This window comes from Arenimonas sp., assembly GCF_035721105.1.
Classification (GTDB): Bacteria; Pseudomonadota; Gammaproteobacteria; order Xanthomonadales; family Xanthomonadaceae; genus Arenimonas.
The window spans coordinates 1-22727 of record NZ_DASTNG010000042.1 but is presented as its reverse complement, the minus strand read 5'-3'; the positions used below and the strand labels follow the sequence as shown (position 1 = coordinate 22727).

The 22727-nt window shown below is 71.5% G+C and carries 22 protein-coding genes; 13 read left to right on the top strand and 9 right to left on the bottom strand.

The window, feature by feature from the left end; translation table 11 throughout:
- The 6 genes from VFQ84_RS06025 to VFQ84_RS06000 all read left to right on the top strand — a co-directional run bounded on the left by VFQ84_RS06025 (position 1) and on the right by VFQ84_RS06000 (position 5763).
- Positions 1 to 504, top strand: a complete 504-nt coding sequence (locus VFQ84_RS06025; RefSeq protein WP_325130235.1) for a cadherin repeat domain-containing protein — start codon at positions 1 to 3, stop codon at positions 502 to 504.
- 38 nt (positions 505 to 542) lie between these two features.
- Positions 543 to 1832: a phosphoribosylamine--glycine ligase gene (gene purD, locus VFQ84_RS06020; RefSeq protein ID WP_325130233.1), complete on the top strand. Its 1290-nt coding sequence runs from the start codon at positions 543 to 545 to the stop codon at positions 1830 to 1832.
- A gap of 157 nt (positions 1833 to 1989) precedes the next feature.
- Positions 1990 to 2913: an Ig domain-containing protein gene (locus VFQ84_RS06015; protein ID WP_325130231.1), complete on the top strand. Its 924-nt coding sequence runs from the start codon at positions 1990 to 1992 to the stop codon at positions 2911 to 2913.
- A gap of 83 nt (positions 2914 to 2996) precedes the next feature.
- The gene (locus VFQ84_RS06010; RefSeq protein ID WP_325130229.1) at positions 2997 to 4622 is read left to right on the top strand and encodes an NAD(P)/FAD-dependent oxidoreductase; all 1626 of its coding nucleotides are present in this window, start codon (positions 2997 to 2999) and stop codon (positions 4620 to 4622) included.
- A 28-nt stretch (positions 4623 to 4650) separates the two neighbouring features.
- The gene (locus VFQ84_RS06005; RefSeq protein WP_325130227.1) at positions 4651 to 5451 is read left to right on the top strand and encodes a sulfotransferase; all 801 of its coding nucleotides are present in this window, start codon (positions 4651 to 4653) and stop codon (positions 5449 to 5451) included.
- A gap of 21 nt (positions 5452 to 5472) precedes the next feature.
- On the top strand, positions 5473 to 5763 hold the full coding sequence (locus VFQ84_RS06000; protein ID WP_325130225.1) for a DUF6916 family protein: 291 nt from the start codon (positions 5473 to 5475) through the stop codon (positions 5761 to 5763).
- Here VFQ84_RS06000 and VFQ84_RS05995 read toward each other — a convergent pair.
- From VFQ84_RS05995 to VFQ84_RS05980, 4 genes are all read right to left on the bottom strand, one after another.
- Positions 5756 to 6304 (bottom strand): GNAT family N-acetyltransferase, encoded by a 549-nt coding sequence (locus tag VFQ84_RS05995; RefSeq protein WP_325130223.1) that lies wholly within the window; start codon positions 6302 to 6304, stop codon positions 5756 to 5758. The genes VFQ84_RS06000 and VFQ84_RS05995 overlap by 8 nt on opposite strands.
- A 4-nt stretch (positions 6305 to 6308) precedes the next feature.
- Complete coding sequence (locus VFQ84_RS05990; protein WP_325130221.1) at positions 6309 to 6851, bottom strand: phage tail protein; 543 nt, start codon at positions 6849 to 6851, stop codon at positions 6309 to 6311.
- Positions 6852 to 6921: 70 nt separating this feature from the next.
- A complete protein-coding gene (locus tag VFQ84_RS05985; RefSeq protein ID WP_325130219.1) occupies positions 6922 to 7458 on the bottom strand; it encodes a phage tail protein in 537 nt (178 codons plus the stop codon).
- A 67-nt stretch (positions 7459 to 7525) separates the two neighbouring features.
- Complete coding sequence (locus tag VFQ84_RS05980) at positions 7526 to 8056, bottom strand: phage tail protein (protein WP_325130217.1); 531 nt, start codon at positions 8054 to 8056, stop codon at positions 7526 to 7528.
- Between the two features lie 330 nt (positions 8057 to 8386).
- Between VFQ84_RS05980 and VFQ84_RS05975 the strand changes: the two genes are divergently transcribed.
- From VFQ84_RS05975 to VFQ84_RS05945, 5 genes are all read left to right on the top strand, one after another.
- On the top strand, positions 8387 to 14692 hold the full coding sequence (locus VFQ84_RS05975) for a putative Ig domain-containing protein (protein WP_325130215.1): 6306 nt from the start codon (positions 8387 to 8389) through the stop codon (positions 14690 to 14692).
- 226 nt (positions 14693 to 14918) lie between these two features.
- A complete protein-coding gene (locus VFQ84_RS05970) occupies positions 14919 to 16805 on the top strand; it encodes an MFS transporter (RefSeq protein WP_325130213.1) in 1887 nt (628 codons plus the stop codon).
- Positions 16806 to 16988: 183 nt separating this feature from the next.
- Positions 16989 to 17267, top strand: coding sequence for a CD225/dispanin family protein (locus tag VFQ84_RS05960; protein ID WP_325130340.1), 279 nt, complete (start codon positions 16989 to 16991; stop codon positions 17265 to 17267).
- A 16-nt stretch (positions 17268 to 17283) separates the two neighbouring features.
- Positions 17284 to 17640 carry a CD225/dispanin family protein gene (locus VFQ84_RS05950; RefSeq protein ID WP_414637005.1) on the top strand — a complete coding sequence of 119 codons (357 nt, stop codon included), beginning with the start codon at positions 17284 to 17286 and terminating at the stop codon, positions 17638 to 17640.
- Entirely contained in the window at positions 17624 to 18055 is a 432-nt protein-coding gene (locus VFQ84_RS05945; protein WP_325130211.1) for a DUF2752 domain-containing protein, read from the top strand. The genes VFQ84_RS05950 and VFQ84_RS05945 overlap by 17 nt, the downstream gene beginning before the upstream one ends.
- 1 nt (position 18056) lies before the next feature.
- Here the strand turns inward: VFQ84_RS05945 and VFQ84_RS05940 are convergent, their stop codons facing one another.
- From VFQ84_RS05940 to VFQ84_RS05920, 5 genes are read right to left on the bottom strand one after another with little or no spacing between them, the layout of a single operon-like run.
- The gene (locus tag VFQ84_RS05940; protein ID WP_325130209.1) at positions 18057 to 18938 is read right to left on the bottom strand and encodes a hypothetical protein; all 882 of its coding nucleotides are present in this window, start codon (positions 18936 to 18938) and stop codon (positions 18057 to 18059) included.
- Between the two features lie 20 nt (positions 18939 to 18958).
- On the bottom strand, positions 18959 to 19867 hold the full coding sequence (gene nudC / locus VFQ84_RS05935) for an NAD(+) diphosphatase (RefSeq protein ID WP_325130207.1): 909 nt from the start codon (positions 19865 to 19867) through the stop codon (positions 18959 to 18961).
- A gap of 17 nt (positions 19868 to 19884) precedes the next feature.
- Complete coding sequence (gene erpA / locus VFQ84_RS05930) at positions 19885 to 20244, bottom strand: iron-sulfur cluster insertion protein ErpA (RefSeq protein WP_325130204.1); 360 nt, start codon at positions 20242 to 20244, stop codon at positions 19885 to 19887.
- A gap of 41 nt (positions 20245 to 20285) precedes the next feature.
- A complete protein-coding gene (locus tag VFQ84_RS05925) occupies positions 20286 to 20738 on the bottom strand; it encodes a polymer-forming cytoskeletal protein (protein WP_325130202.1) in 453 nt (150 codons plus the stop codon).
- 1 nt (position 20739) lies between these two features.
- Entirely contained in the window at positions 20740 to 21471 is a 732-nt protein-coding gene (locus VFQ84_RS05920) for a DUF6776 family protein (RefSeq protein ID WP_325130201.1), read from the bottom strand.
- Between the two features lie 105 nt (positions 21472 to 21576).
- Between VFQ84_RS05920 and VFQ84_RS05915 the strand changes: the two genes are divergently transcribed.
- A complete protein-coding gene (locus tag VFQ84_RS05915; protein WP_325130199.1) occupies positions 21577 to 22176 on the top strand; it encodes a DUF4126 domain-containing protein in 600 nt (199 codons plus the stop codon).
- Positions 22177 to 22293: 117 nt separating this feature from the next.
- Positions 22294 to 22727, top strand: a 434-nt coding sequence (locus tag VFQ84_RS05910) for a hypothetical protein (RefSeq protein ID WP_325130197.1), incomplete at its 3' end; no start/stop codon positions are given.

Below are 22727 nucleotides of genomic sequence, written 5' to 3'. Positions count from 1 at the left end.
ATGACGCCCGCCAGCCCGCCGCCGCCCGCCCCCGCCCCGCCGCCGGGCCCCGCGCGGACCGGACTGGCCCTGGGCCTGATCGGCGCCGGCCTGGGGATCATCGCGCTGCTGGTCTGGCTGGCCTACCGCACGCCGCCGCCGGTGCTGGCGCCGGCCGATCCGGTGCAGGCCATCGCGACCGAACTGGTGCGCAAGCTCAACGCCGACCTGCCGCGCGACCTGGGCGACGGCCTGGTGCTCGAGCGCATGGACGTCGAAGGCCGCAACATCATCATGACGATGCGCAGCCGCGGCATGACCCTGGCCGAGGCCGCGCGCGATCCCGCGCTGTTCGCCCAGGTGAAGCTGGACGAGCAGGCGCGGCTGCTGTCGCTGTGCCGCAACGCCGATTTCGCCCTGGTGCTGGACGAGGGCGTGGTCATCACCCGCCGCTTCCTCGACCGCGAAAACCAGCGCTTCTTCGATGTTTCCGTAGCGGCCGCCGACTGCGCCTCGAATCCTTGACCGAACCTTTGACCGAACCGTTCCCGGAGCTGCTTCCCATGAAAGTCCTCGTCATCGGCGCCGGCGGCCGTGAACACGCCCTGGCCTGGAAGCTGGCGCAGTCGCCGCGCGTGAGCGAAGTGCTGGTCGCGCCCGGCAACGCCGGCACCGCCACCGAGGCGCGCTGCCGCAACGTGGCAGTGAAGGCCACCGACATCGAAGGCCTGCTGAAACTGGCCGCCGAAGAGGATGTGGCCGTCACCGTGGTCGGGCCCGAGGCGCCGCTGGTCAAGGGCGTGGTGGATGCCTTCCGCGCCGACGGCCGCCGCATCTTCGGGCCCACCGCCGCCGCCGCGCAGCTCGAGGGCAGCAAGGCCTTCGCCAAGGATTTCCTGGCCCGGCACAAGATCCCGACCGCCTACTACGGCGTGTTCGAGGACAGCGCGCTGGCGATCCAGCACGTGCGCGACCACGGCGCGCCGATCGTGATCAAGGCCGACGGCCTGGCCGCGGGCAAGGGCGTGGTGGTGGCGATGACCGTCGCCGAGGCCGAGGCCGCCATCATCGACATGCTCGAGGACGAAGCCTTCGGCGACGCCGGCGCGCGCGTGGTGATCGAGGAATTCCTGGAAGGCGAGGAAGCCAGCTTCATCTCGATGGTGGACGGCCGCACCGCGCTGCCGATGGCCACGTCGCAGGACCACAAGCGCGTGGGCGACGCCGACACCGGTCCGAATACCGGCGGCATGGGCGCCTATTCGCCGGCGCCGGTGGTGACGCCCGCCGTGCATGCGCGCGTGATGCGCGAAGTGGTCGAGCCGACCGTGCGCGGCATGATCGCCGACGGCATCCCGTTCACCGGCTTCCTCTACGCCGGCCTGATGATCGCGCCGGACGGCGCGCCCAAGGTGATCGAGTTCAACGTGCGCTTCGGCGACCCGGAGACCCAGCCGGTGATGCTGCGCCTGCGCAGCGACCTGCTGGACCTGGTGGACGCCGCGATCGACGGCCGCCTCGACGGCGTCCAGGCCGACTGGGACCCGCGGCCGAGCCTGGGCGTGGTGATGGCGGCCGACCACTACCCCGGCACGCCGCGCACCGGCGACGCCATCGCCGGCCTGGGCACCGACCCGGGCCGCGACGCCAAGGTCTTCCACGCCGGCACCGAGCTGCGCAACGGCATCGTGGTCACCGCCGGCGGCCGCGTCCTGTGCGCCTGCGCCCTGGGCGACACGGTCGCCGACGCCCAGCGGCGCGCCTACGCCGCCGCCGACAACATCCACTGGGAAGGCTGCTTCTACCGCAGCGATATCGGCTGGCGCGCCATCGAGCGCGAACGCAACGCCTGACGCCCGTTCGCGTGCCGGACGCCCGTTCGCGTGCCGGCCTCTGTAGGAGCGCCTTCAGGCGCGAAGCTTTTCGGCGAAAAGATTCGCGCCTGAAGGCGCTCCTACAGAGGGTCCGGATCAGGCAACATCGGGGTTCGTCCATCGCGGGGTCCCGCCCATGAGCCACCGAACCCTTGCCCGCCTGCTGGCCGCGCTCGCCCTGTCCCTGGCCGGCACGGCGGCCGCCGTCGACCAGCCGTCGACCTATCCGGGCTGCGCCACCCGCAGCGTCACCGTGCCCTGGGGCGGGAGCGTCGAGGTGGACCTCAAGACCTGCCACTCGTTCGGGCTGGGCGCGGTGTCGCAGCCGCCCCGGCACGGCACCGCCACGCCGGGCGCGAACGTGCCGGTCGATGGCTACCGCTACACGCACGGCGGCGGCGCGCCGGCGGGCGGCGGCCGCGACCAGTTCGTGGTGCTGGACGACAACAGCGACACCATCACGGTCAGCGTCAGCATCCAGGCGCCCGCCTCGGCCCTGGCGATCACGCCCGCGGCCCTGCCGGCGCTGCGGACCGGCCAGGCCGCCCGGGTCGGCCTGGCGGCCGGCGGTGGCCGTGCGCCCTACACCTTCCGGCTGGCCTCGGGCGGACTGCCCGCAGGCCTGGCCCTGGCCGCGGACGGCGCCCTGTCCGGCGTCCCGACCTCGCGCGCGTCCTTTGCCTTCGAGGTGGAGGTCCGCGACGCCGCCGGCGCCAGCACCCGGCGCAGCTTCGCCGGCGTCGTGCTGCCGGGCGCGATCTCGATCACCCCGGCCGGCGCCGAGGCCACCCGCGGCCAGCCCTTCCGGCAGGTCCTGGCCGCGCGCGGTGGCGTCCCGCCGCACCACTTCCGGCTGGAGGGCGCCGGGCGGCTGCCCAAGGGCCTGGTGCTGTCCCCGGAGGGCGTGATCAGCGGCACCCCGGTCGACCCGCCCGGCCGCTACCCGCTGACGCTGCGGGTCACCGACCGCAGCGGCGGCGACGGGGACTACTTCGAGATCGAGGCCTTCGAGCTGCGGGTGCTGGCGCCGCCGGCACCGGCCGGCGCCGGCGGCGGCTGAGCCCCCCCCGCCCGTTATTCCAGCTTGCTGGCGTGGGGCGTTCGCGATACAACTGGCGGGGTAAACAGGGGAAGGGGAATACCATGAGCCGCAGCGACATGATGGCGCGGCTGCTTCGCATGGCGCGTCTGTCCGAGCGCTGCGAGCAGACCGGCGAAAGCCCGCAGGAAGCCATCGACCGGGGCGAGCCCGGCAGCGAAGGCCGGCGCAAGTTCGCCAAGGGCGTAGTGGCCGCGACCTCGGCCGCCGCGGCCTGGTCGCTGGCCCCCGGGGCCATGGCCCTGGACAAGCGCATCGGCCTCAAGCCGATCACGCCCCGCCTCGGCGGCAACATCGCCATCGTCGGCGCCGGTATCGCCGGCCTGGCCTGCGCCACCGAACTCACCCGCCAGGGCATCCAGGCCCGCGTATTCGAGGCCTCCGACCGCGTCGGCGGCCGTATCGCCAGCCTGCGCGACGTGTTCCCGGGCCAGGTGGTCGAACGCGGCGCCGAATTCATCGGCGCCTCGCACCACGCCATGATCGGCTACGCCCGCGAACTCGGGCTGACGCTCGAGAGCCATGTCGCGGGCGCCGGCGAAACGTTCTACCACTTCGGCGGCCAGCGCTATTCCGAGTCGCAGGTGGTGTCGGAATACCGCGAGTTCGCCGCCTCGATCCGCGAGGACATCGGCACCCTGGGTTCGCCCACGGCCGACCGCTTCAAGGAAAGCGACGCGACGCTCGACTACATGAGCATCGCCGACTACCTGGACCTGCACGGTGCCGGCGCCCTGCTCCGCCGCGTGATCGGCAGTGCCTACCTGGCCGAGTACGGCGCGGGCATCGACGAGCTCAGCGCCATCAGCTTCCTGCGCTTCGTCCACGGCGACCAGCGCAGCCAGCAGGCGCCGTTCGGCGTGCACGGCGGCGAATACGTGCGCGTGCTCGAGGGCAACGACCGCATCACCAGCGGCCTGGCCGAGCGCCTGCCGATGCCGGCCGCGCTGGGCCACCGCCTGGTGTCGATCCGCAAGCTCGCCGGCGGCATGATCCGCCTGGCCTTCGACGCCGGTGGCCGCACGGTCCAGAGCGACCACCACGCCGTGGTCCTCACCCTGCCCTTCAGCGTCCTTCGCGACGTCGAACTGCACCCCAGCCTGCAGCTTCCGGCCTGGAAGACGCTGGCGATCAAGTCCACCGACATGGGCCGCCACAGCAAGCTGATGGTCGGCTTCGACGGTCCGGTCTGGCGCGAGGCGCATGGCCTCAACGGCACCGGCTTCAGCGACCTGCCCTCGGTGCAGTCCACCTGGGAAACCAACCCGATGCGCGCCACGACCGCGCACGCGGTGATGGCCGGTTACTTCGGCGGCCAGCGCGCGCAGGGCATGAGTGCCGCCACCGTGCAGGCCGACACCGGCGCCTTCCTGGCCGGACTCGAGCGCGTGCTGCCGGGCGCCACCCAGGCGGCCGCGCGCGACGCCCGCGGCCAGTTCGTCGCCTACACCGAGAACTGGGCCAACAACCCCTACAGCAAGGGCTCGCACAGCACCAACCGCCCGGGCTACTTCACCAACATCGCGCACCTCGAAGGCAAGGCCGTCGGCAACCTGCTGTTCGGTGGCGAGCACACCTCCAGCTTCTACGAGTGGCAGGGCTTCATGGAGGGCGCGGCGCTGTCGGGCCTGCGCACCGCGGGTGAAGTGCTTGCGCTCGCGAAAGCCTGACGTCCACGGCCCGCGCACGGCCTGAGCCGTGCGCGAGCTCGATCCGATCCTGCTGACCTCGCCCACGGTCCGCAGCGGCACGACGCTGCTGCAGCGTCTGCTGTGCTCGGCTGGAAACACCCTCGTTTACGGCGAAGAGGTTGGCAAGGACCTCGACCTGCAGCTGCAGGTGCTGGCCGCGCGCGAGCAGGTCTACACGCACCAGCGTGCCGCCTTCGCCGATCGCCTGGCGCGGGTGCTGGCCGGCGGCCAGGATGACTGGCTGGTGGACCTGATGCCCGACATCGACGGCTACCTGGCCGCGCTGCGGCAGGGCGCCCTGGCCGGCCTGGCGAACTGCCGCGACCACGCCGCCGGCGTCGGCCGCCCGGTCTGGGGCTTCAAGTACCCCGGCTGGCCGCCGCCGCTGATGCAGCTGCTTCAGCGCGCCCTGCCCCGCACGCGCACCGTGTACGTGATCCGCGACCTGGGTGACACCCTGCGCTCGGCCAAGACCTGGCTGGGGCTGAAGGCGGACGCCGACACCGAGGCGTTCTGCGGGCAGTGGCGAGACCATGTCCGCTTCATGCGCGAATGGGCCCGGGAACACCCGGTGCTGCTGCTCCGGCACGAAGCGCTGCTGGCCGCCCCCGGCGACACGGTGGCGGCACTGCAAGCCTTCCTGCCGATCGGCGCGGTGGACACCGGCCTGCTGGCGCGCCGCATCAACCGCTCCACCGAGGGCGCGGAAACCTGGCAGGGGGCCCGGCCCTACCTCGAGCCGACGCCGCTGACGGCACGCGAGCAGGCCTGCGTGGACGCGGCGATGGCCGCGAGTGGACTAGAATAACGGCGCAAAACAGGGGAACACATGGAACTGCTGACACTGGAGCACTTCGCGGGGTGCCTGAACGAGACTTTCCGCGCCGCGCTCAACGACGGCGACGTCGAGTTCGTGCTGGTGGAGGCGCGGCCGCTGCCCAATTCGCTGCCCAACCCGATGCGCCAGCCGTTCTCGCTGCTTTTCCGCAACGGCGCCGCGCTGCTGTTTCCCCAGCAGATCTACAGCATGTCGCATCCGCGCCTGGGCGAGGTCGCCATCTTCCTGGTGCCGGTCGCCCGCGAGCGCGAGGGTTTCCTGTACCAGGCGGTCTTCAACTGAGCGCGGGCGGCCAGCGCATGCGCTGGTGCGTCGCGGTGCCGCCGTCGCAGTCCTCGAAACCCAGGCGCTGGTAGAGACGCCAGGCGCCGGTGTTGTTGCGCACCACGTGCAGGCCGACGCCGCACCCGAGCGCCGCGGCCTCCGCCTGCGTCGCCCGGATCATCGCCGCGCCCAGGCCCTGCCCGCGAAAGGTCGCCAACAGGCTGATGTCCACCACCAGGTGCTCGGGCGGCGTGCGCTGCAGGTAGTAGCGGCCGCACAGCCGCCCCTCGCGCTCGACCACCATGAAGTCGGCGTCCGCGTAGTGCGTGACGTAGTGGCGGTGCTGGAGCTGGAACTGCTGGTCGAGGAAACCCTGCTTGGCCACCTGCGGCCAGGGCACGCCGGCCATCTCCTCGGCACGGGTATCGGCGTACAGGGCGGCGAGTCCTGGCAGGTCGGCGTCGCCCGCGGCCCGCAGCCGGAAGCCGCGGTCGAGCAGGTAGGCCGGCGTGCCGGCCACGGGCCGGTCCCGGGCCGGGAACGGCGGCAGTGCATTCATGCGCTTACGGGAACGACGGGTAGATGCCCTGCAGCGCGATGCAGAAGTTGACGCCCAGGTAGGGCTGCTCGTTCGTGTGCGGGAAGCCGCCGCCGGCACTGGGCTGGATCATGTTCGCCGGGAAGGCGCTGTTGAGCGACGCGCCCGGACGGAACGCCGTGGCGGTGGTGGACGAGGCCACGGACAGGGCATTGCCGGCCGACGGCGAGGAGGCCCGACTGGCGGTGTTGTTCTGGGCGTAAATGACCACGTTGTGGTTGTGCTGCGGGATCTGCGCGCTGGTCAGCGTGACCGTGCTGGCGCCGAACGACTGGCCGAGGGTACGTGGCGTCAGGCCCGGGCCCTGGCCCTGCTGGGTGGCGGCGCGGCCGGCGAGGTTGGGCAGCTGGAACGTGGTCTGGCCGTTGCCGCCGTAAATCGTCCCGATCAGGGAGAACAGTGCGGTGTTCTGCGAGATGGCCAGGGTGGCGCCGTTGCAGAACGCCCAGCCGCGCGGGTTGAAGTTGAATCCGTAGAGCTGGATTTCGCCGATGTAGGGCTGGGTCATGGTGCTTTTCTCCGGGGTGGCCGCAGGCGCCGGCTGGCGGCCATGGGGCTGGGCGAATCGGGGCGGTCGGTCAGGCTTGGCTCGGGAAGATGCCGAAGGTGGCGATGCAGAACTGGACCGTGAGCGTCGGCATGCAGTTCTCGTGGGGCTGCGAACCGCCCGCCAGGCTCACCGTCTGGGCCGAGGGACTGAACGGCGTGGCGCCCGTCAGGGTGGTCGCGTACATCGTCTGCCCCGACACGGCGCCGGGGATCACGCCGGAGCCCGGGGTACCGGTGGAGGCCGCGGCCGTAGTGGCGACGACGGTGTGGGTGTGGGCCGGCATCTGGGTCGGCAGCACGGCCACCGTCTCGGTGCCGGCCCGCTGGCCGAGCACGTAGGTGCTCAGGCCCGGACCGGTGCCCTGGTGCACCGGCACCCGGCCGCGCAGGTCGGGCACCGCGAAGGTGGTCTGCCCGTCGCCGCCGTAGGTGGTGCCGATCAGCGCGAACAGGGCGTCGAACTGGGAGATCGGCAGCAGGCTGCCGTCGCAGGCCTGCCACCCGTTGGGCGCGCCGCGCGTGCCGAAACTGAACATGCGGATCTCGCCGATATAGGGAGTGGACATGGGGTTTTGCTCCGTGGAGTGAGGGCGGTCGCGCGCAGGGGCAGCGCGTCCCGGGGCCGGGTCGGCGTCAGTTCCTGGACGGGAAGATGCCCGACAGGGCGATGCAGAAGTTGATCACCGAGTAGGGCTGCAGGTTCGGATGCGGCTGGTTGCCGCCCGCCGGCGAGAGCGTCGTGGGGCTCAGGGGCACCAACGACCCGGTGGAGGCACCGTAGAGCGGCACGCTGGTGCTGGCGAACACGTTGCCGTTCGGATTCCGGGTGCTGCCGGCGTCGGTGCTGCCGATCGCCGTGTGCGAATGGGCCGGCAGGTTGGTCGACAGCAGGGTGACGTTCTCGACGCCGGCCACCTGGCCGATCTGCACCGACGGCGGCTGCCAGGACGGGTCGACCGAAGAGGCATAGCCGATCGGCGTGCGGCTGCGCAGGTCCGGCAGGGCGAAGTTGGTGGTGCCGTTGCCGCCGTACTGGGTGCCCAGCAGCGAGAACAGGGCCTGGTTCTGGTTGATCGGCAGCAGTTGCCCGTTGCACTGGGCCCAGAACCTGGGCGCGAAACCGAAGCCGGTCATCATGACCTGGCCGATGAAGAATTCACTCATTGCCGCTTCCCCCTGGAATGCACGCTTTGCGCAGGGAGCGGTCGCCTGGCGAGGGCCCCCCGACCCCGAAGGCCACTTTGCCGCCAGCGGCGGGCCAATACAAGAGAGGATTTCAGTGCACTGCGTCATGGCGCCGCCCCGGGCCTTGGGTTAACTTGGCCGCTCGGGGAGGGGGCCGCCGTTGACCCCCTAGCCGGCCGGGACTGAGCGCCCGGTAGGCAGACACATCCACAGGGGAGCAGGTCAATGCATCACTCATCGAATGCGGCGGGCACGTTTGCCCGGGGCACACGCGGTCTTTCCGGTTTCTGGGCCTTTGCCCTGCTGCTGATGGCCTTCGCCTGGGCCTCCGGCGCCGCCGCCGTCGGCCTGCCCTCCACCTATGCCGGCTGCCAGGTGCGCAACGAGACGGTGGCCTGGGGCGGCACCGTCAACGTCGACCTGTCGGCCTGCCACTTCTTCGGCCTGGGCGTGGTCTCCACGCCGCCGGTGCACGGCACCGCGACCGAAGGCGACATCGCGCCGGTGGACAGCTACAACTACAACCACAACGGCAGCACCGGCACCACCGACCAGTTCGTGGTGCTCGATGACAACAGCGACTTCATCACCGTCAACATCACCATCCAGCCGCCGACCTCGGCGATCACGGTGAGCCCGGCCACCCTGCCCGCCCTGACGGCCGGCACGCCCTTCAGCCAGACGCTGACGTCGGCCGGCGGTACCGCGCCCTACACCTACACGCTCGAGAGCGGCACGCTGGCCACCGGCATCACGCTCAGCAGTGCCGGCGTGGTGTCGGGCACCCCGACCCAGCGCGGCGCCTTCAGCTTCACCGTGCGCAGCACCGACAGCCTCGGCGACTTCGTCACCAAGAGCTACAGCGACACCGTCAACAACCCCACCCTGTCGATCCCGGCCTCCGGCACGGCGATCCAGGGCGTGCCCTTCAGCCAGACGCTGACGGTCACCGGCGGCGTGGCGCCGCATTCCTTCCTGCTCGAGACCGGGGCCTTCCCGGCGGGCATCACCGTGTCCTCCGCCGGCGTGGTCAGCGGCACCACCGCGGAGGCGCCCGGCAACTACCCGGTCACCCTGCGCGTCACCGATTCGAGCACCGGCCCGGGCAGCTACTTTGAACTGGAGTCGTACACGCTCACCGTGTCGCCGCCGCCGAGCGTGTCGATCGCGGTCGCCCCGGCCTCGGTCTCCGAGGACGGCGCCACCAACCTCACCTACACCGTCACCCGCAGCCTCAACCTCAGCTCGCCGACGGTCGTGAACATCACCACCACCGGCACGGCGACCGCCGGCACCGACTACACCGGCAACGTCGCCACCGTCACCATCCCGGCCGGGGCCACCACCGCCGTCGTCACCATCAACCCCTCGGTCGACGGCACCGTCGAGCCGGATGAAACCGTCACCCTCACCGTCGCCGCCGGCACCGGCTACACCGTTGGCGCACCCGCCAGCGCCACGGGCACCATCCTCAACGACGACGTGCCCAGCGCGACGATCTCCGTCTCGCCGGCCGCGGTGGCCGAGGACGGCGCGCCGAACCTCATCTACACCGTCACGCTGAACCAGCCGGCGTTCTCGGCGCTGTCGCTGAACTACACCATCGGCGGCACCGCGGCGAACGGCACCGACTACGCGACGATTGCTTCGCCGCTGGTGATCCCGGCCGGCAACAGCACCGGCACCGTCACCGTGAACCCGACGGCCGACGCCACCATCGAGGCCGACGAGACCGTCACCCTGACGCTCGCCGCCGGCGCCGGCTACACCGTGGGCGTGCCCAACAGCGCCACCGGCACCATCCTCAACGACGACCTGCCGAACCTGACGATCAACGACGTCACGGTGAGCGAAGGCAACGCCGGCATCACCAACTTCACCTTCACCGTGAGCCTGAGCGCCCCGGCCGGTCCGGGCGGCGTCACCTTCAACATCGCGACCGCCAACGGCAGCGCCACGGCGGGCGTGGATTACGTTGCGCAGAGCCTGACCGGCCAGACCATCCCGGCCGGCAGCAGCACCTACACCTTCACCGCGCTGGTCAACGGCGACACGCTGAACGAGCCGTCGGAGACCTTCTTCGTCAACGTCACGGGCGTGGTCAACGCGGTGGTCGTGGATGGCCAGGGCGTGGGCACCATCGTCAACGACGACCCGCTGCCCAGCCTGGCCATCAACGATGTGACCGTGGTCGAAGGCAATGCCGGCACGGTCAATGCGGTCTTCACCGTCACGCTCGGCGCCGCCAGCGGCCAGACCGTGTCGGTGAACTACGCCACCGCGGACGGCACGGCGACCCAGCCGGCCGACTACACCAACACCAGCGGCACACTGACCTTCACCCCGGGCCAGACCACCCGCACCATCACCGTCCCGGTGATCGGCGAGACGGTGCCCGAGGCCAACGAGACCTTCTTCGTCAACCTCAGCGGCGCCACCAACGCCACCATCTCCGACAACCAGGGCGTGGGCACGATCACCAACGACGACGTGCCGGTGACGGTGTCGCCGGGCGCGCTGCCCAATGGCACCGTGGCCGCGGCCTACAGCCAGGCGATCTCGGCCAGCGGCGGCGTCGGCCCCTACAACTTCGCGGTGACGGCCGGCGCCCTGCCGGCGGGCCTGACCCTGTCGCCGGGCGGCGTGCTCTCGGGCACCCCGACCGCGGGCGGCAGCTTCAATTTCACCGTCACGGCCACCGACAGCTCGCCCTTCCCGGGTCCGTTCTCGGGCAGCCAGGCCTACCTGCTGACCATCGCGCCGCCGACCATCAGCCTGCCGGCCACCGCGCTGGCGGGCGGCACGCTGGGCAGCGCCTACAGTGAGTCGATCACCGCAGCCAGCGGCGGCACCGCGCCGTACGCCTACGCGGTGACCGCCGGCGCGCTGCCGGGCGGCCTCACGCTGAACCCGGCCTCCGGCGCCATCACTGGCACGCCGTCGGCGCTGGGCACGTTCAACTTCAGCATCACCGCCACCGACAGCAGCACCGGCACCGGCCCCTACACCGCCACCCAGGCCTACGCGATCACCGTGATCGACGTGCCGCCGGTCGCGAATGCGGTCTCGGTGACCGTGCCGTTCAACGCGGCGGCCACCAATGTCACGCTCGACATCACCGGCGGCGCGCCGGTCTCGGTCGCCATCGGCACGGCGGCCAGCAACGGCACGGCCATCGCCTCCGGCACCAGCATCACCTACCAGCCGAACGCCGGTTACTCGGGTCCGGACAGCTTCACCTACACCGCCACCAACAGCGGCGGCACCTCGGCGCCGGCCACGGTCACCGTGACCGTCACCGACCCGGTGATCAGCATCACCAACGGCAACCCGCTCACGGGCACGGTCGCGGTGGCCTACACCCAGACCTTCAGCTTCAACGGCGGCACGGCGCCGTGGTCGGGTTACCAGGTCACCAACCTGCCGGCGGGCGTGTCGATCACCGGCACCACGGCCAACACCGTCACCGTGTCGGGCACGCCGACCGAGGCGGGCACCTTCACGCTCAACGTGTCGGCCACCGACAGCAGCACGGGCAACGGTCCGTTCACCGTCGGCCAGGCCTTCAGCCTGAGCATCGGCGCCCCGACGCTGACGCTGTCGCCGGCGGCGGGCTCGCTGAACGCGCCGTACGCGGTGGCCTACTCGCAGGCCTTCAGCGCCGGCGGCGGCACGGGTCCGTACAGCTACGCGGTCACCGGCGCCCTGCCGGCCGGCATCAGCCTGGTCGGCGATACGCTGGCCGGCACGCCGGTCGCGCCGGGCAGCTACCTGATCACCATCACCGCCACCGATACCGGCAGCACCGGCACCGGCGCACCGTTCACCATCGCGCAGGACTACACGCTCGTCGTGCCGGCCCCGGTGATCGTCGTGGATCCGACCACCTTGCCGGCCCCGACCGCGGGTGCCGCCTACAGCCAGACGATCACGGCCACCGGTGGCGTCGCGCCCTACGGCTTCGCGGTCACCGCGGGCAGCCTGCCGAACGGCCTGGTGCTCTCGGCCGGCGGCACGCTGTCGGGCACGGCCACGGAAGTGGGCGCCTTCAACTTCACCGTCACCGCCACCGACGCCAACGGCCAGACCGGCAGCCGCGCCTACAGCTTCAACGTGGCGGCCCCGGTGCTGACGATGACCCCGGCATCGGGCACGCTCAACGCGCCCTACGCCGTGGCCTTCTCGCAGGCCTTCACCGCCGGCGGCAGCCCCGGCCCGTACAGCTACGTGCTCACTGGCACCCTGCCGGCGGGCATGAGCTTCAGCAGCGGCACGCTGTCGGGCACCCCGACGGTCCCGGGCAGCTACCCGGTCACCGTGACGGCCACCGACACCGGCCTGACCGGCGTCGGCGCCCCGTTCTCGATCGCGCAGAACTACACGATCGACGTGCCGGCGCCGACCATCGTGGTCAACCCGGCCACGCTGGCCAACGGCACCGCGGGCCAGGCCTACGCGGCCAGCCTGTCGGCCACCGGCGCGGTCGCGCCCTACGGCTTCGCAGTCACCGCCGGCGCCCTGCCCCCGGGCATGGCGCTGTCGACCGGCGGCGCGCTGTCGGGCACCCCGACCAGCAGCGGCACCTTCAACTTCACCGTCACCGCCACTGATCCCAATGGCCAGACCGGAAGCCGCGCCTACGGCCTGGTGATCGACGTGCCGGTGCTGGCGATCACGCCGGCCACCCTGCCCTCGGGCATCGTCGGCGTGGCCTACGGCCAGACGGTGAGCGCCAGCGGCGGCGTCGCCCCGTACAGCTTCGCGGTCACCGCCGGCGCGCTGCCGGGTGGCCTGGCGCTGGCGCCGGACGGCACGCTGTCGGGCACGCCGACCGCGGCGGGCATCTTCAACTTCACCGTCACCGCCACCGACAGCACCGGCGGCACCGCGGCGACGGCGGCCCAGGCCTACAGCGTCGAGATCGTGTTCGCCCCGCCGGTGGCGGTGGATGACACGGCCACGGTGCTGGCGGGCGCGTCGGTGACCATCCCGGTCACGGCCAACGACACCAGCGCGGCGCCGATCACCTCGATCGCCATTGCCTCGCCGCCGGCCACCGGCACGGTCACCGTGTCCGGCCTGGACGTGGTGTACACCGCGCCGACCCTGTCGCCGGCCAGCGTTACCTTCACCTACACCGCGACCGGCCCGGGCGGCACCTCCGCCCCGGCCACCGTCACGGTGACGGTGAACCCGCTGCCGATCCCGGCCAACTTCGACGTCACCACCACCCCGGCCACGCCGGTGTCGGTGACGCTGACGGCGGGCGCCACCGGCGGTCCGTTCACCGGCGCCAGCGTGGTGTCGGTGAATCCGGCGGCCTCGGGCACGGCGGTCATCACCGCCTCGGGTGCCGACTACGTGCTGACCTTCACCCCCGACGCCGCCTTCAGCGGGTCGGTGGTGGTCGAGTTCACCCTCGACAACGCCTTCGCGACCTCGGCGATCGGCCTGGTCAACATCACCGTCGAAGAGCGCCCGGATCCGTCGCAGGATCCGGAGGTGCAGGGCATGCTCGACGCCCAGGCCGAAGCGACCCGTCGCTTCGCCACCGCCCAGATCGGCAACTTCCAGCAGCGCCTCGAGCGCCTGCATCGCGGCGGCGGCGGCACCGACGGCATCGACAACACGCTGGGCTTCTCGATCCGCCCGCAGTGCGTCGAGTCGGTGGTCACCGACTGGATGGATCCGTGCAGCGACACCCTGGGTTCGAACGAGGGTGGCCGCGGCCCGGCCGGCAACGGCGCGGCCAACGGCGGCCGCACCGGCGGCGGTCGCGACTCGGCGCTCAACGCCTGGGTCGGCGGCGTGATCCGCTCGGGCAGCGCCGACGGCCGCAACGGCAGTGCCGACGTGTCCTTCGAGACCGACGGCGCCAGCGCCGGCATGGACTACCGGGTCAGCGAGTCGCTGGCGCTCGGTGCCGGCATCGGCTACGGCCGCGACGACAACGAGATCGGCAGCAACGGCAGCCGGGTCAAGGGCGACGCGACCACGCTGGCGACCTACGCCAGCTACCACCCGGGCGAGAGCTTCTATCTCGACGGCCTGCTCGGCTTCCAGCGCCTGTCCTTCGACCTGCGCCGCTACGTCACCCCGACCGATGCCTTCGTCTACGGGCAGCGCGACGGTGACCAGTGGTTCGCGTCGATCTCGACCGGTGCCGACATCCGCCGCGGCGCCGTGAACTGGAACCCGTACCTGCGCCTGGACCTGGCCCGCGCCACGCTCGACGGCTACACCGAGACCGGTGACGCGATCTACGCCCTGCGCTTCGGCGCGATGGACGTGGACACGACCACCGGCAACCTGGGCCTGCGGGTCGACAGTGCCTACCCGATGGGCTGGGGCGTGTTCTCGCCGATGTTCCGGGTCGAGTACCAGCACGACTTCCACGACCGCGCCAACGCCAGCGTGCAGTACGCGGACCTGGTGGGCGGCCCGGCCTTCCCGCTGGTGGGCACCGAGTACGACAACAACCGCTGGGTGCTGGGCCTGGGCGCACGCTTCGACCTGACCAGCGACTGGTCCTTCGGCCTGGAGTACCGCGGCCAGGTCGGCAGCGACGGCGAGCGTGACAACGGCCTGCTGCTGAACGTGCAGAAGGACTACTGATCCTTCGGCAAGCCATGAAAGGCCCCTCTCCGGAGGGGCCTTTTTTTTGCGCGTTGGTAGGAGCGCCTTCAGGCGCGAAGCGCTTCGCCAAAAGATTCGCGCCTGAAGGCGCTCCTACAGGGTCCGGGGTGTCGGCGGGTTCCGGTGTGTCCACGGGTTCGGGTGTGCCGGCGGGCAAACGGGATGGGGGGCGTCTGGTAGGCTGCGCGCTGACCCCGGGGGAACCATGGCCCACAACCAGTTCGAGCTGCTGAAACAGCGCCGCTTCCTGCCCTACTTCGTGACCCAGTCGCTGGGCGCGTTCAACGACAACGTCTACCGACAGGCGATCATCGGGCTGCTGTTCGCCCTGGGCATCGACCTGGAGCAGCGCACGCTGTACACGAACCTGGCGCCGGCACTGTTCATCCTTCCCTACTTCCTGTTCTCCGGCCTGGCCGGCCAGATCGCCGAGAAGCTGGAGAAGTCCCGGCTGGTGCGGATCACCACGATGATGGAGATCGTCATCATGTCGGTGGCCGCCGTCGGCTTCGTGCTCGAAAGCCTGCCGGTGCTGCTGGTGGCGCTGTTCCTCACCGGCCTGCAGTCGACCCTGTTCGGGCCGGTGAAGTATTCGATCCTGCCCAGCGTGCTCAAGCCCGAGGAGCTGACCGGCGGCAACGGCCTGGTCGAGATGGGCACCTCGATGTCGATCCTGCTGGGCATGATCGCCGGTGGCCTGGTGTTCGTGGTGGCCGGCGAGCACGGCCCGGAGGCGGCGGCCTTCACCATCGTGGCCCTGGCGATCACCGGCAACCTGGTCAGCCGCGCGATTCCGCGCGTGGAGGCCTCGGCCCCGGACCTGAAGATCAACTGGAACCCGCTGCCGGAATCGCTCAAGGCCCTGCGCCTGGCCCGGCGCACGCCGGCCGTCCGCAATGCGGTGCTGGGCGTGTCGTGGTTCTGGTTCGTCGGCACGGTGATCACCGCGCAGCTGCCCACCTACGCCGAGCTTCACCTGGGCGGCGGCAACACGCTCTACCTGTTCTGCTTCGTGCTGTTCTCGGTCGGCACCGGCATCGGCTCGCTGCTTTGCGAGAAGCTGTCGCGCCGCACGGTCGAGATCGGCCTGGTGCCGCTGGGCGCCTTCGGCATGACCGCGTTCTGCGTGGACCTGTACTTCGCCCGGCCCGGCCTGGCGCTGGCGGCCGGGCTGGATGTCGCCGGGTTCATCGATGCCCCCGGAAGCTGGCGGATCATGGCCGACCTCACGCTGATCGGCCTGTTCGCCGGCCTGTACATCGTGCCGCTGTTCGCACTGGTGCAGAGCCGTACGCCGAAGGGGGAGCTCTCGCGCGTCATCGCCGGACTCAACATCCAGAACGCTTTCTTCATCGTCCTGGCCGCCATGATCGGCATCGCCGTGCAGCGCTTCCTGGGCTGGTCGATCCCGGAAGTGTTCCTGGCCCTGGGCATCGCCAACGCCCTGGTGGCGATCCTGATCTTCTCGATCGTGCCGGAGTTCTTCCTGCGCTTCATCGCCTGGATGTACGTGACGCTGTTCTATCGCGTCACCATCCGGGGCGTGGAGGAGCACGTGCCCGACGAAGGCGCCGCGCTGCTGGTCTGCAACCACGTCAGCTACATGGACCCGGTGCTGATCAGCGCCGCGGTGCCGCGGCCGATCCGCTTCGTCATGTACTACAAGATCTTCCGCGTGCCGATGATGAACTGGGTGTTCCGCGCCTACCGCGCGATCCCGATCGCAGGCGCCAAGGAAGATCCCGAGGTCATGGAAGCCGCGTTCGAGGAGATCCGCGCCGCGCTCGACGCCGGCGAGCTGGTCTGCATCTTCCCCGAGGGCGCGCTGACCAAGGACGGCGAGATCGCGCCCTTCCGCGGCGGCGTCGAACGCATCCTGGCCACGCACCCGGTGCCGGTGGTGCCGATGGCGCTGACCGGCCTGTGGGACAGCATGTGGAGCAAGCGCGACTCCCGCCTGGGCCGGCTGCGCGTGCCGCGCCGGCTGCGCGCGGCGGTGGCCGTCATCGCCGAAGCGGCGATTCCCGGCGCCGTCGCCACGGCCGCCTCGCTCGAGGCCCGGGTGCGCGCGCTGCGCGGCAACCAGCCCTGAATCCGGACCGATGCCGGCGCGCGGCATTGACCGCGCGCCCGGCCAGCGGCTAGTTTCCTCCCCACGGCATCGGCGCCGCGCGCCGGCTTCCAGGGGAAAACCATGTACTGCCAGAACTGCGGCCAGAGCAATCCGGCCGACGCCGTCCAATGCAGCGCCTGCGGCGTCACGCTGGCCATCGCCGTGCCCGCGCCCCAGCCGCCGCCGCCCTACATCCCCAACCACCTGGTGTGGGCGATCCTGGCCACCCTGTTTTGCTGCCTGCCCGGCGGCATCGTCGCGATCGTCTATGCCGCGCGCGTCGACGGCAAGGTCGCCGCCGGCGACATCGCCGGCGCCCGCAGCGATTCCGAGAACGCCAAGCTGTGGTCGATGATCTCGATCGGCTTCCCGGCGGCGTTGTTCGTGCTGTACTTCCTTTTCCTCTTGTTCGCCGGCGCCATCGGCGCGATCAACAACTAATCCCCGGGAGCCTCCGATGTATTGCCAGAACTGTGGACAGAGCAACCCGCCCGAGGCCGTGCAGTGCTCCGCCTGCGGCGTCACGCTGGCCATCGCCGCGCCGGCGCCACCGCCGCCGCCGGCCGCGCGCCCGCACGTCGAGAACAACCTGGTCTGGGCCATCCTGTCCACGATCTGCTGCTGCGTGCCCTTCGGCATCGTCGCGATCGTCTATGCCGCCCGGGTGAACACCAAGCTCGCGGCCGGCGACGTGCAGGGCGCGATGAGCGACGCCAACAACGCCAAGATCTGGAGCTGGGTCTCGTTCGGCCTGGGGCTGGTGGTCGGCCTGCTGTATCTCGCGGCCGGGCTGTCGGATGTCAACAACTACTGACCGATCCGCCGACCAAGGCGCCCGCCGCTGGCTGGCGCTGGCGCTCGCGCTGGGCGGCGTCGCCGCCGCCCTCGTGCTGCTCCGGGTCGATCCCAACGCCGCCGGCAACCCGCTGCCGCCCTGCCCGTCGCAGTGGCTGACCGGCCTGTACTGCCCCGGCTGCGGCGCCACGCGGATGCTGCACGCGCTGCTGCACGGCGACCTGGGCCAGGCGCTGGCGATGAACCCGCTGCTGCTGTTCGCGCTGCCGCTGATGCCCTTCCTGCTGCTCGAGCCGCTGGGCTTCGCGCCCGAGCGCTGGAAGCCGGCGCTGCGCCGCCTCGGCGACGCCCGCCCCTGGGCCGTGCTGGTGATCGGCTACGCCATCGCGCGCAACCTGCCCTGGTGGCCCTTCAGCTGGCTGGCGCCAGGCTGACTCAGGTCGCCCAGCCGGCCAGCACGAACAGCGCCAGCAGGCCCAGCCAAAGCAGCAGGATGCGCCAGACCAGGCTCATCGCATCGCGAAGCTCCAACAGGTCGGGCGCCTGCGCGGCGCCGTCGACGGCGTAGGCGTCTTCCTCGGCGAGCTCGCTGGCGACGCTGGCGCGCGCGGCGGCGTCCAGGAAGCCGAGCTCCAGCCGCACGCCCTTGGCATGCCAGTCGCGCCAGGCGCTGAGCACCTTGTCGAAATCGGCGGCCAGCGCCAGCGCAAAGGTCATCAGCTGCGCCACCGGCCAGTTCAGCACCGCCAGCGCGGTGCGGGCCAGGCCGCGCTGGGCTTCGGGCAGGCTGCGCCGGGCCTCGCCCTGGGCGCACAGCGACACCAGGCGATAGCCGATGGCGCCGACCGCGCCCGCCACCACGAACCAGAACAGCACGCCGAACCAGCGCCACAGCGCGCAGTGGAACACCGCCGCGACCAGGGTGGGACCCTCGACCACCGGCTCGCCGCCCTCGGGGAACAGCGCCGCGGCGGCGCTGCGCCGCGCCTCCGGGCCGCGCGCGTCGATCACCGCCTCGACGTCGAGGTTCAGGTCGCGCGGGCCCCAGGTGTAGACCAGCGCCAGCAGCGCGAGGAAGAAGGCCGGCAGGCCGTACCAGAGGTCGTCGATCAGGAACTGCACCGCGCCGATCGCCAGCAGCGGCAAGCCCACCGCCAGCAGCAGGCCGATGCGGTTGGGCCATTCGTCGCCGCTGGTTTGCTTGCCCAGCCAGTGCAGCCAGCCGATGAACCAGTCGTAGCGCCGCAGCAGCGGCAGCGACGGCACCAGGTGGCCGAGCAGCAGGGAAACGACGACGGCGATGAGCGCGGCGGACATGCCCGGATTCTAGCGCTGAATCAGGTGGCCGTTGCCGCCGCGCGGCGGGCGCGTGCGCCGGCGACCCATTCGTCGACCAGCCAGCGCGAGATCGACAGCACGGGCGGGAGCTTGACCTCGCCGGTGGCGATCGCGCTGTCTAGCGCGTCCACCGTGAACCAGCGCGCCTGCTCCAGTTCATCGCCCACCGACGGCGCCAGCGGCAGGCCCTGGGCCTGGAAGCCGATCATCAGCGCGGCCGGGAAGGGCCAGGGCTGGGAGGCGGCGTACTGGCACTCGAGGACCGGGATGCCGGCCTCTTCCATCACCTCGCGGGCCACGGCCTGCTCCAGTGATTCGCCCGGCTCGACGAAGCCGGCCAGCACCGACCAGCGACCGGCCGGCCAGCTGGCCTGGCGGCCCAGCAGCAGCCGCTCGCCGTCGCTGACCGCGACGATGATGGCCGGGTCGGTGCGCGGGTAGTGCTCCAGGCCGCACTGCGTGCAGCGCGCGCACCAGCCGCCCTTGCACAGGCCCAGCGCGTGGCCGCAGCCGCCGCAAAACTTGTTGCGCTGCTGCCAGTGCAGCAGGGCGCGGGCCTCGGCCAGGGCGGCGGCGTCGCGCGCCGGCCATTCGGTCGCGGCGGCGCGCAGGTCGATCTTGCCGGGCAGCGGGTCGGGCAGGACCTCGTGCGGCAGCGCGAACCACGCGCCTTCGTCGCCCAGGCCCAGGAAGCTGGCGGCCTCGGGCAGCTCCGGCATCAGCTCGGCGCCGAGGCAGTAGCCGACCGCGCCGGAGGGATCGGGGAAGCGGCCGTGGCCGTCGGCGTCCACCACCAGCACGCGCGCCGCGGCCCAGCGGGCGCGCAGGTCATCGGGGCGTTCGCGGAGCAGCTCGGACCGGTCCAGGCCCGGACCGCGGAAGGCGTAGCCGGGCGCTGACGAGGCCATGCGTCCGGGCGCCGGGATCAGGCGGAGAAGCTGCTGCCGCAGCCGCAGGTGGTCTTGGCGTTGGGGTTGCGGATGACGAACTGCGCGCCCTGCAGGCTTTCGCGGTAGTCGACCTCGGCGCCCATCAGGTACTGCAGGCTCAGCGGATCCACCAGCAGGGTGACACCGTCGCGCTGCAGGGCCAGGTCATCCTCGGCCTGCTGTTCGTCGAACTCGAAGCCGTACTGGAAGCCCGAGCAGCCGCCGCCGGTGATGTAGACGCGCAGCTTCAGGCCCGGATTGCCCTCCTCGGCGATGAGGGAGGCGACCTTGGCGGCCGCCGCCGGCGTGAAGTCGAGGGGCGCGTCGAGCGACTGGTAGCTGGGCGTGGTTTCCATGGGGCCAAGATGGGCGCCGCGGCGCCCTTTATCAAGTTCGGTCAGGCTTCCTGGGCCTCGCCCTTGGCCTTCACGCGGCCGCCGGCGGCCGGGGTCTCGGGGCCCGTGAGCTGGGCCAGCGGCGCGTCGGCGTGGATCAGGCGGCCGGTGATCATGGCACCCGCGGCCATTTCGACCACCTTGTAGTGGATGTTGCCGTTCACGCGGGCGTTGGCGGCCAGCTCGATGCGCTCGCCGGCGTAGACGTCGCCGGTCATGCGGCCGCTGATCACCACCACCGGCGCGCGGACCTCGCCTTCGATGTGGCCGTCGTCGGCGATGGTCAGCACCGCCGCCGAACCGTCCTCGGCGGTCACCTTGCCGTGGATGCTGCCCTCGACGTACAGGCCGCCGGTGAAGCCGACGTCGCCGCGGATGACCGCGCGCGGGCCGATCAGGGTTTCGACGGCGTGGCCGCCTTGGCGGGGGGATTTGCTCTTGCCGTTGCCGAACATCTCAGTCTCCTCGTGGACCCGGGGTCTGCCAGGGGAACGCCTGGTCCACGGTGCTTCCGTCCGAGCGCAGCTGCACCCGGACGCGTTGGGGGGTAAAGCCTTCGGGCAGCATGATGCTCCCTTCGAGCTGCTGGAAATAGCGGAACGAGAACGGCTGGCCAGGGGCCTCCGGCTTCTGCAGGAGGTCTTCCCAGCGCAGGCTCTGCAGGCGGCCCTCGCGGACGCCTTCCACTGACACCCGCGCCTCGCCCTTGCTGATGGCGCCGCGGTTGAGGTTCTGGGTGAGGGTGACGGTGTAGCGCCAGGTGCCGCCGGCCTCGGGCTGGAACACCACTTCGTGCACCGACAGGCCGCGGCGCTGGCCGGTGGCGCCGACCAGGCGCTCGTAGAAGGCGACGTCGGCGCGCAGGCCGGACACTTCCTCCTCGCGCTCGGCCAGGCTGGCCTGCAGCTCGGTGTTGGCGCTGCGGCTGATCTGGTCGCTGCGGCGCAGGGTGGACACGTTCTGGCGCAGCTGCTTCACCAGGGCCTCGGCCTGCACCGCGCGCTTGCTGGCCACCGCCAGGTCGGCCCGGGCCTTGGACAGGCCGGGCGCCGCCCGGCTGCTGGCCCAGTAGCCCACCGCGACCAGGCTGGCCAGCCAAAGCACGGCCGCGATCACCAGCAGCGCCCGGGCATGGGGCCGGTGCGGCACGATCACGAAGCGGTGCTTGTCGGGCGAGGGCGTGCTCATGGGCGGGGGCAGGCAGGGGGATCGCGAACATCGCTGGCGCGGTAAGCCAGCGTCAAGGCGGGGCCTCACTATACTGTGAACTGCGTCACCCTCCGGGAGCCCGTGATGACCGAAGCGCACATCTTTGCCCTGGGCCTGGCCCTGGCCTGCCTGGCCGGCGTCCGCGCCTACCTCACCGTCTTCGGCGTCGGCATCGCCGGCCTGATGGGCTGGGTGGACCTGCCCCAGGCCCTGGCCGCCACCACGTCGCCCTGGGTGCTGGGCACGGCCGGCGCCCTGGCGGCGGTCGAGTTCGCCGCCGACAAGATCCCCGGCGTGGATTCGGGCTGGGACCTGCTGCAGACCCTGGCCCGGATCCCGGCCGGCGCCTTCCTGGCGGCCGCCACCCTGTCCGACGACGGCCAGCTGGGCGGCACCGCCCTGGCCCTGGGCGCCACCGCGGCGCTGGGCACGCACGCGCTCAAGTCCACCACCCGCGCGATCATCAACGCCTCGCCCGAGCCGGTGTCGAACTGGACCGCGTCGCTGGGCGAGGACGCCACCGCCCTGGGCGCGCTGGCGCTGGTGTTCACGCATCCGTTCATCGCCCTGGGCCTGCTGCTGGGCGTGATGGGCGCGGGCGCGCTGGTGGTGTTCGCGCTGGCGCGCTGGGTGTGGCGGCTGGGCCGGCGCCGGCGCCCGGCGGCGCCTGCGAACGCGGCGTGAAATGCGCTCGCGCTGGCCGGTGCGCAGGGGCGAGGGCGTTTGCCCCCTCGTGACCGAAGACAGACTGACAGCCGCCACCCCCGGGGGCATAATCCAAGGCCAACCAGGGGCGAAGTGATGAATCCGCACGACGAGTCCAGACTCGCCGAACACCGCCATGCCTTCCTGCGCCTGCTGCCCCGGCGCGTGGAGGTCATGGGCCGCCGGCTGCATCGTTTCCTGCAGGACGGCTGGGACATCAACGGCCTGTCGCTGATGCACGACGAGGCGCGCTTCCTCGGCGACGCCTGCAGCCGCCACGGGCTGGACGACGCCAGCGGCCATTTCCAGCTGATGCACCAGCTGCTGGGCGACACGCTGCAGCAGCAGGCGCTGCCCGATCCGAGCCTGGGCGAACGCCTGTGGCATCTGGTCGAAGACATCGGAAGCTCGGTGCCGATGAACACCGAACCCGCGCCCGACCTGGCCGCGCCGCGCCAGTCCGACCACGGCGGCCGCGCCGAAACCCCGCCCGCCAACTACTGGCGCCGCTGGGGCGACGACGCGCCGAT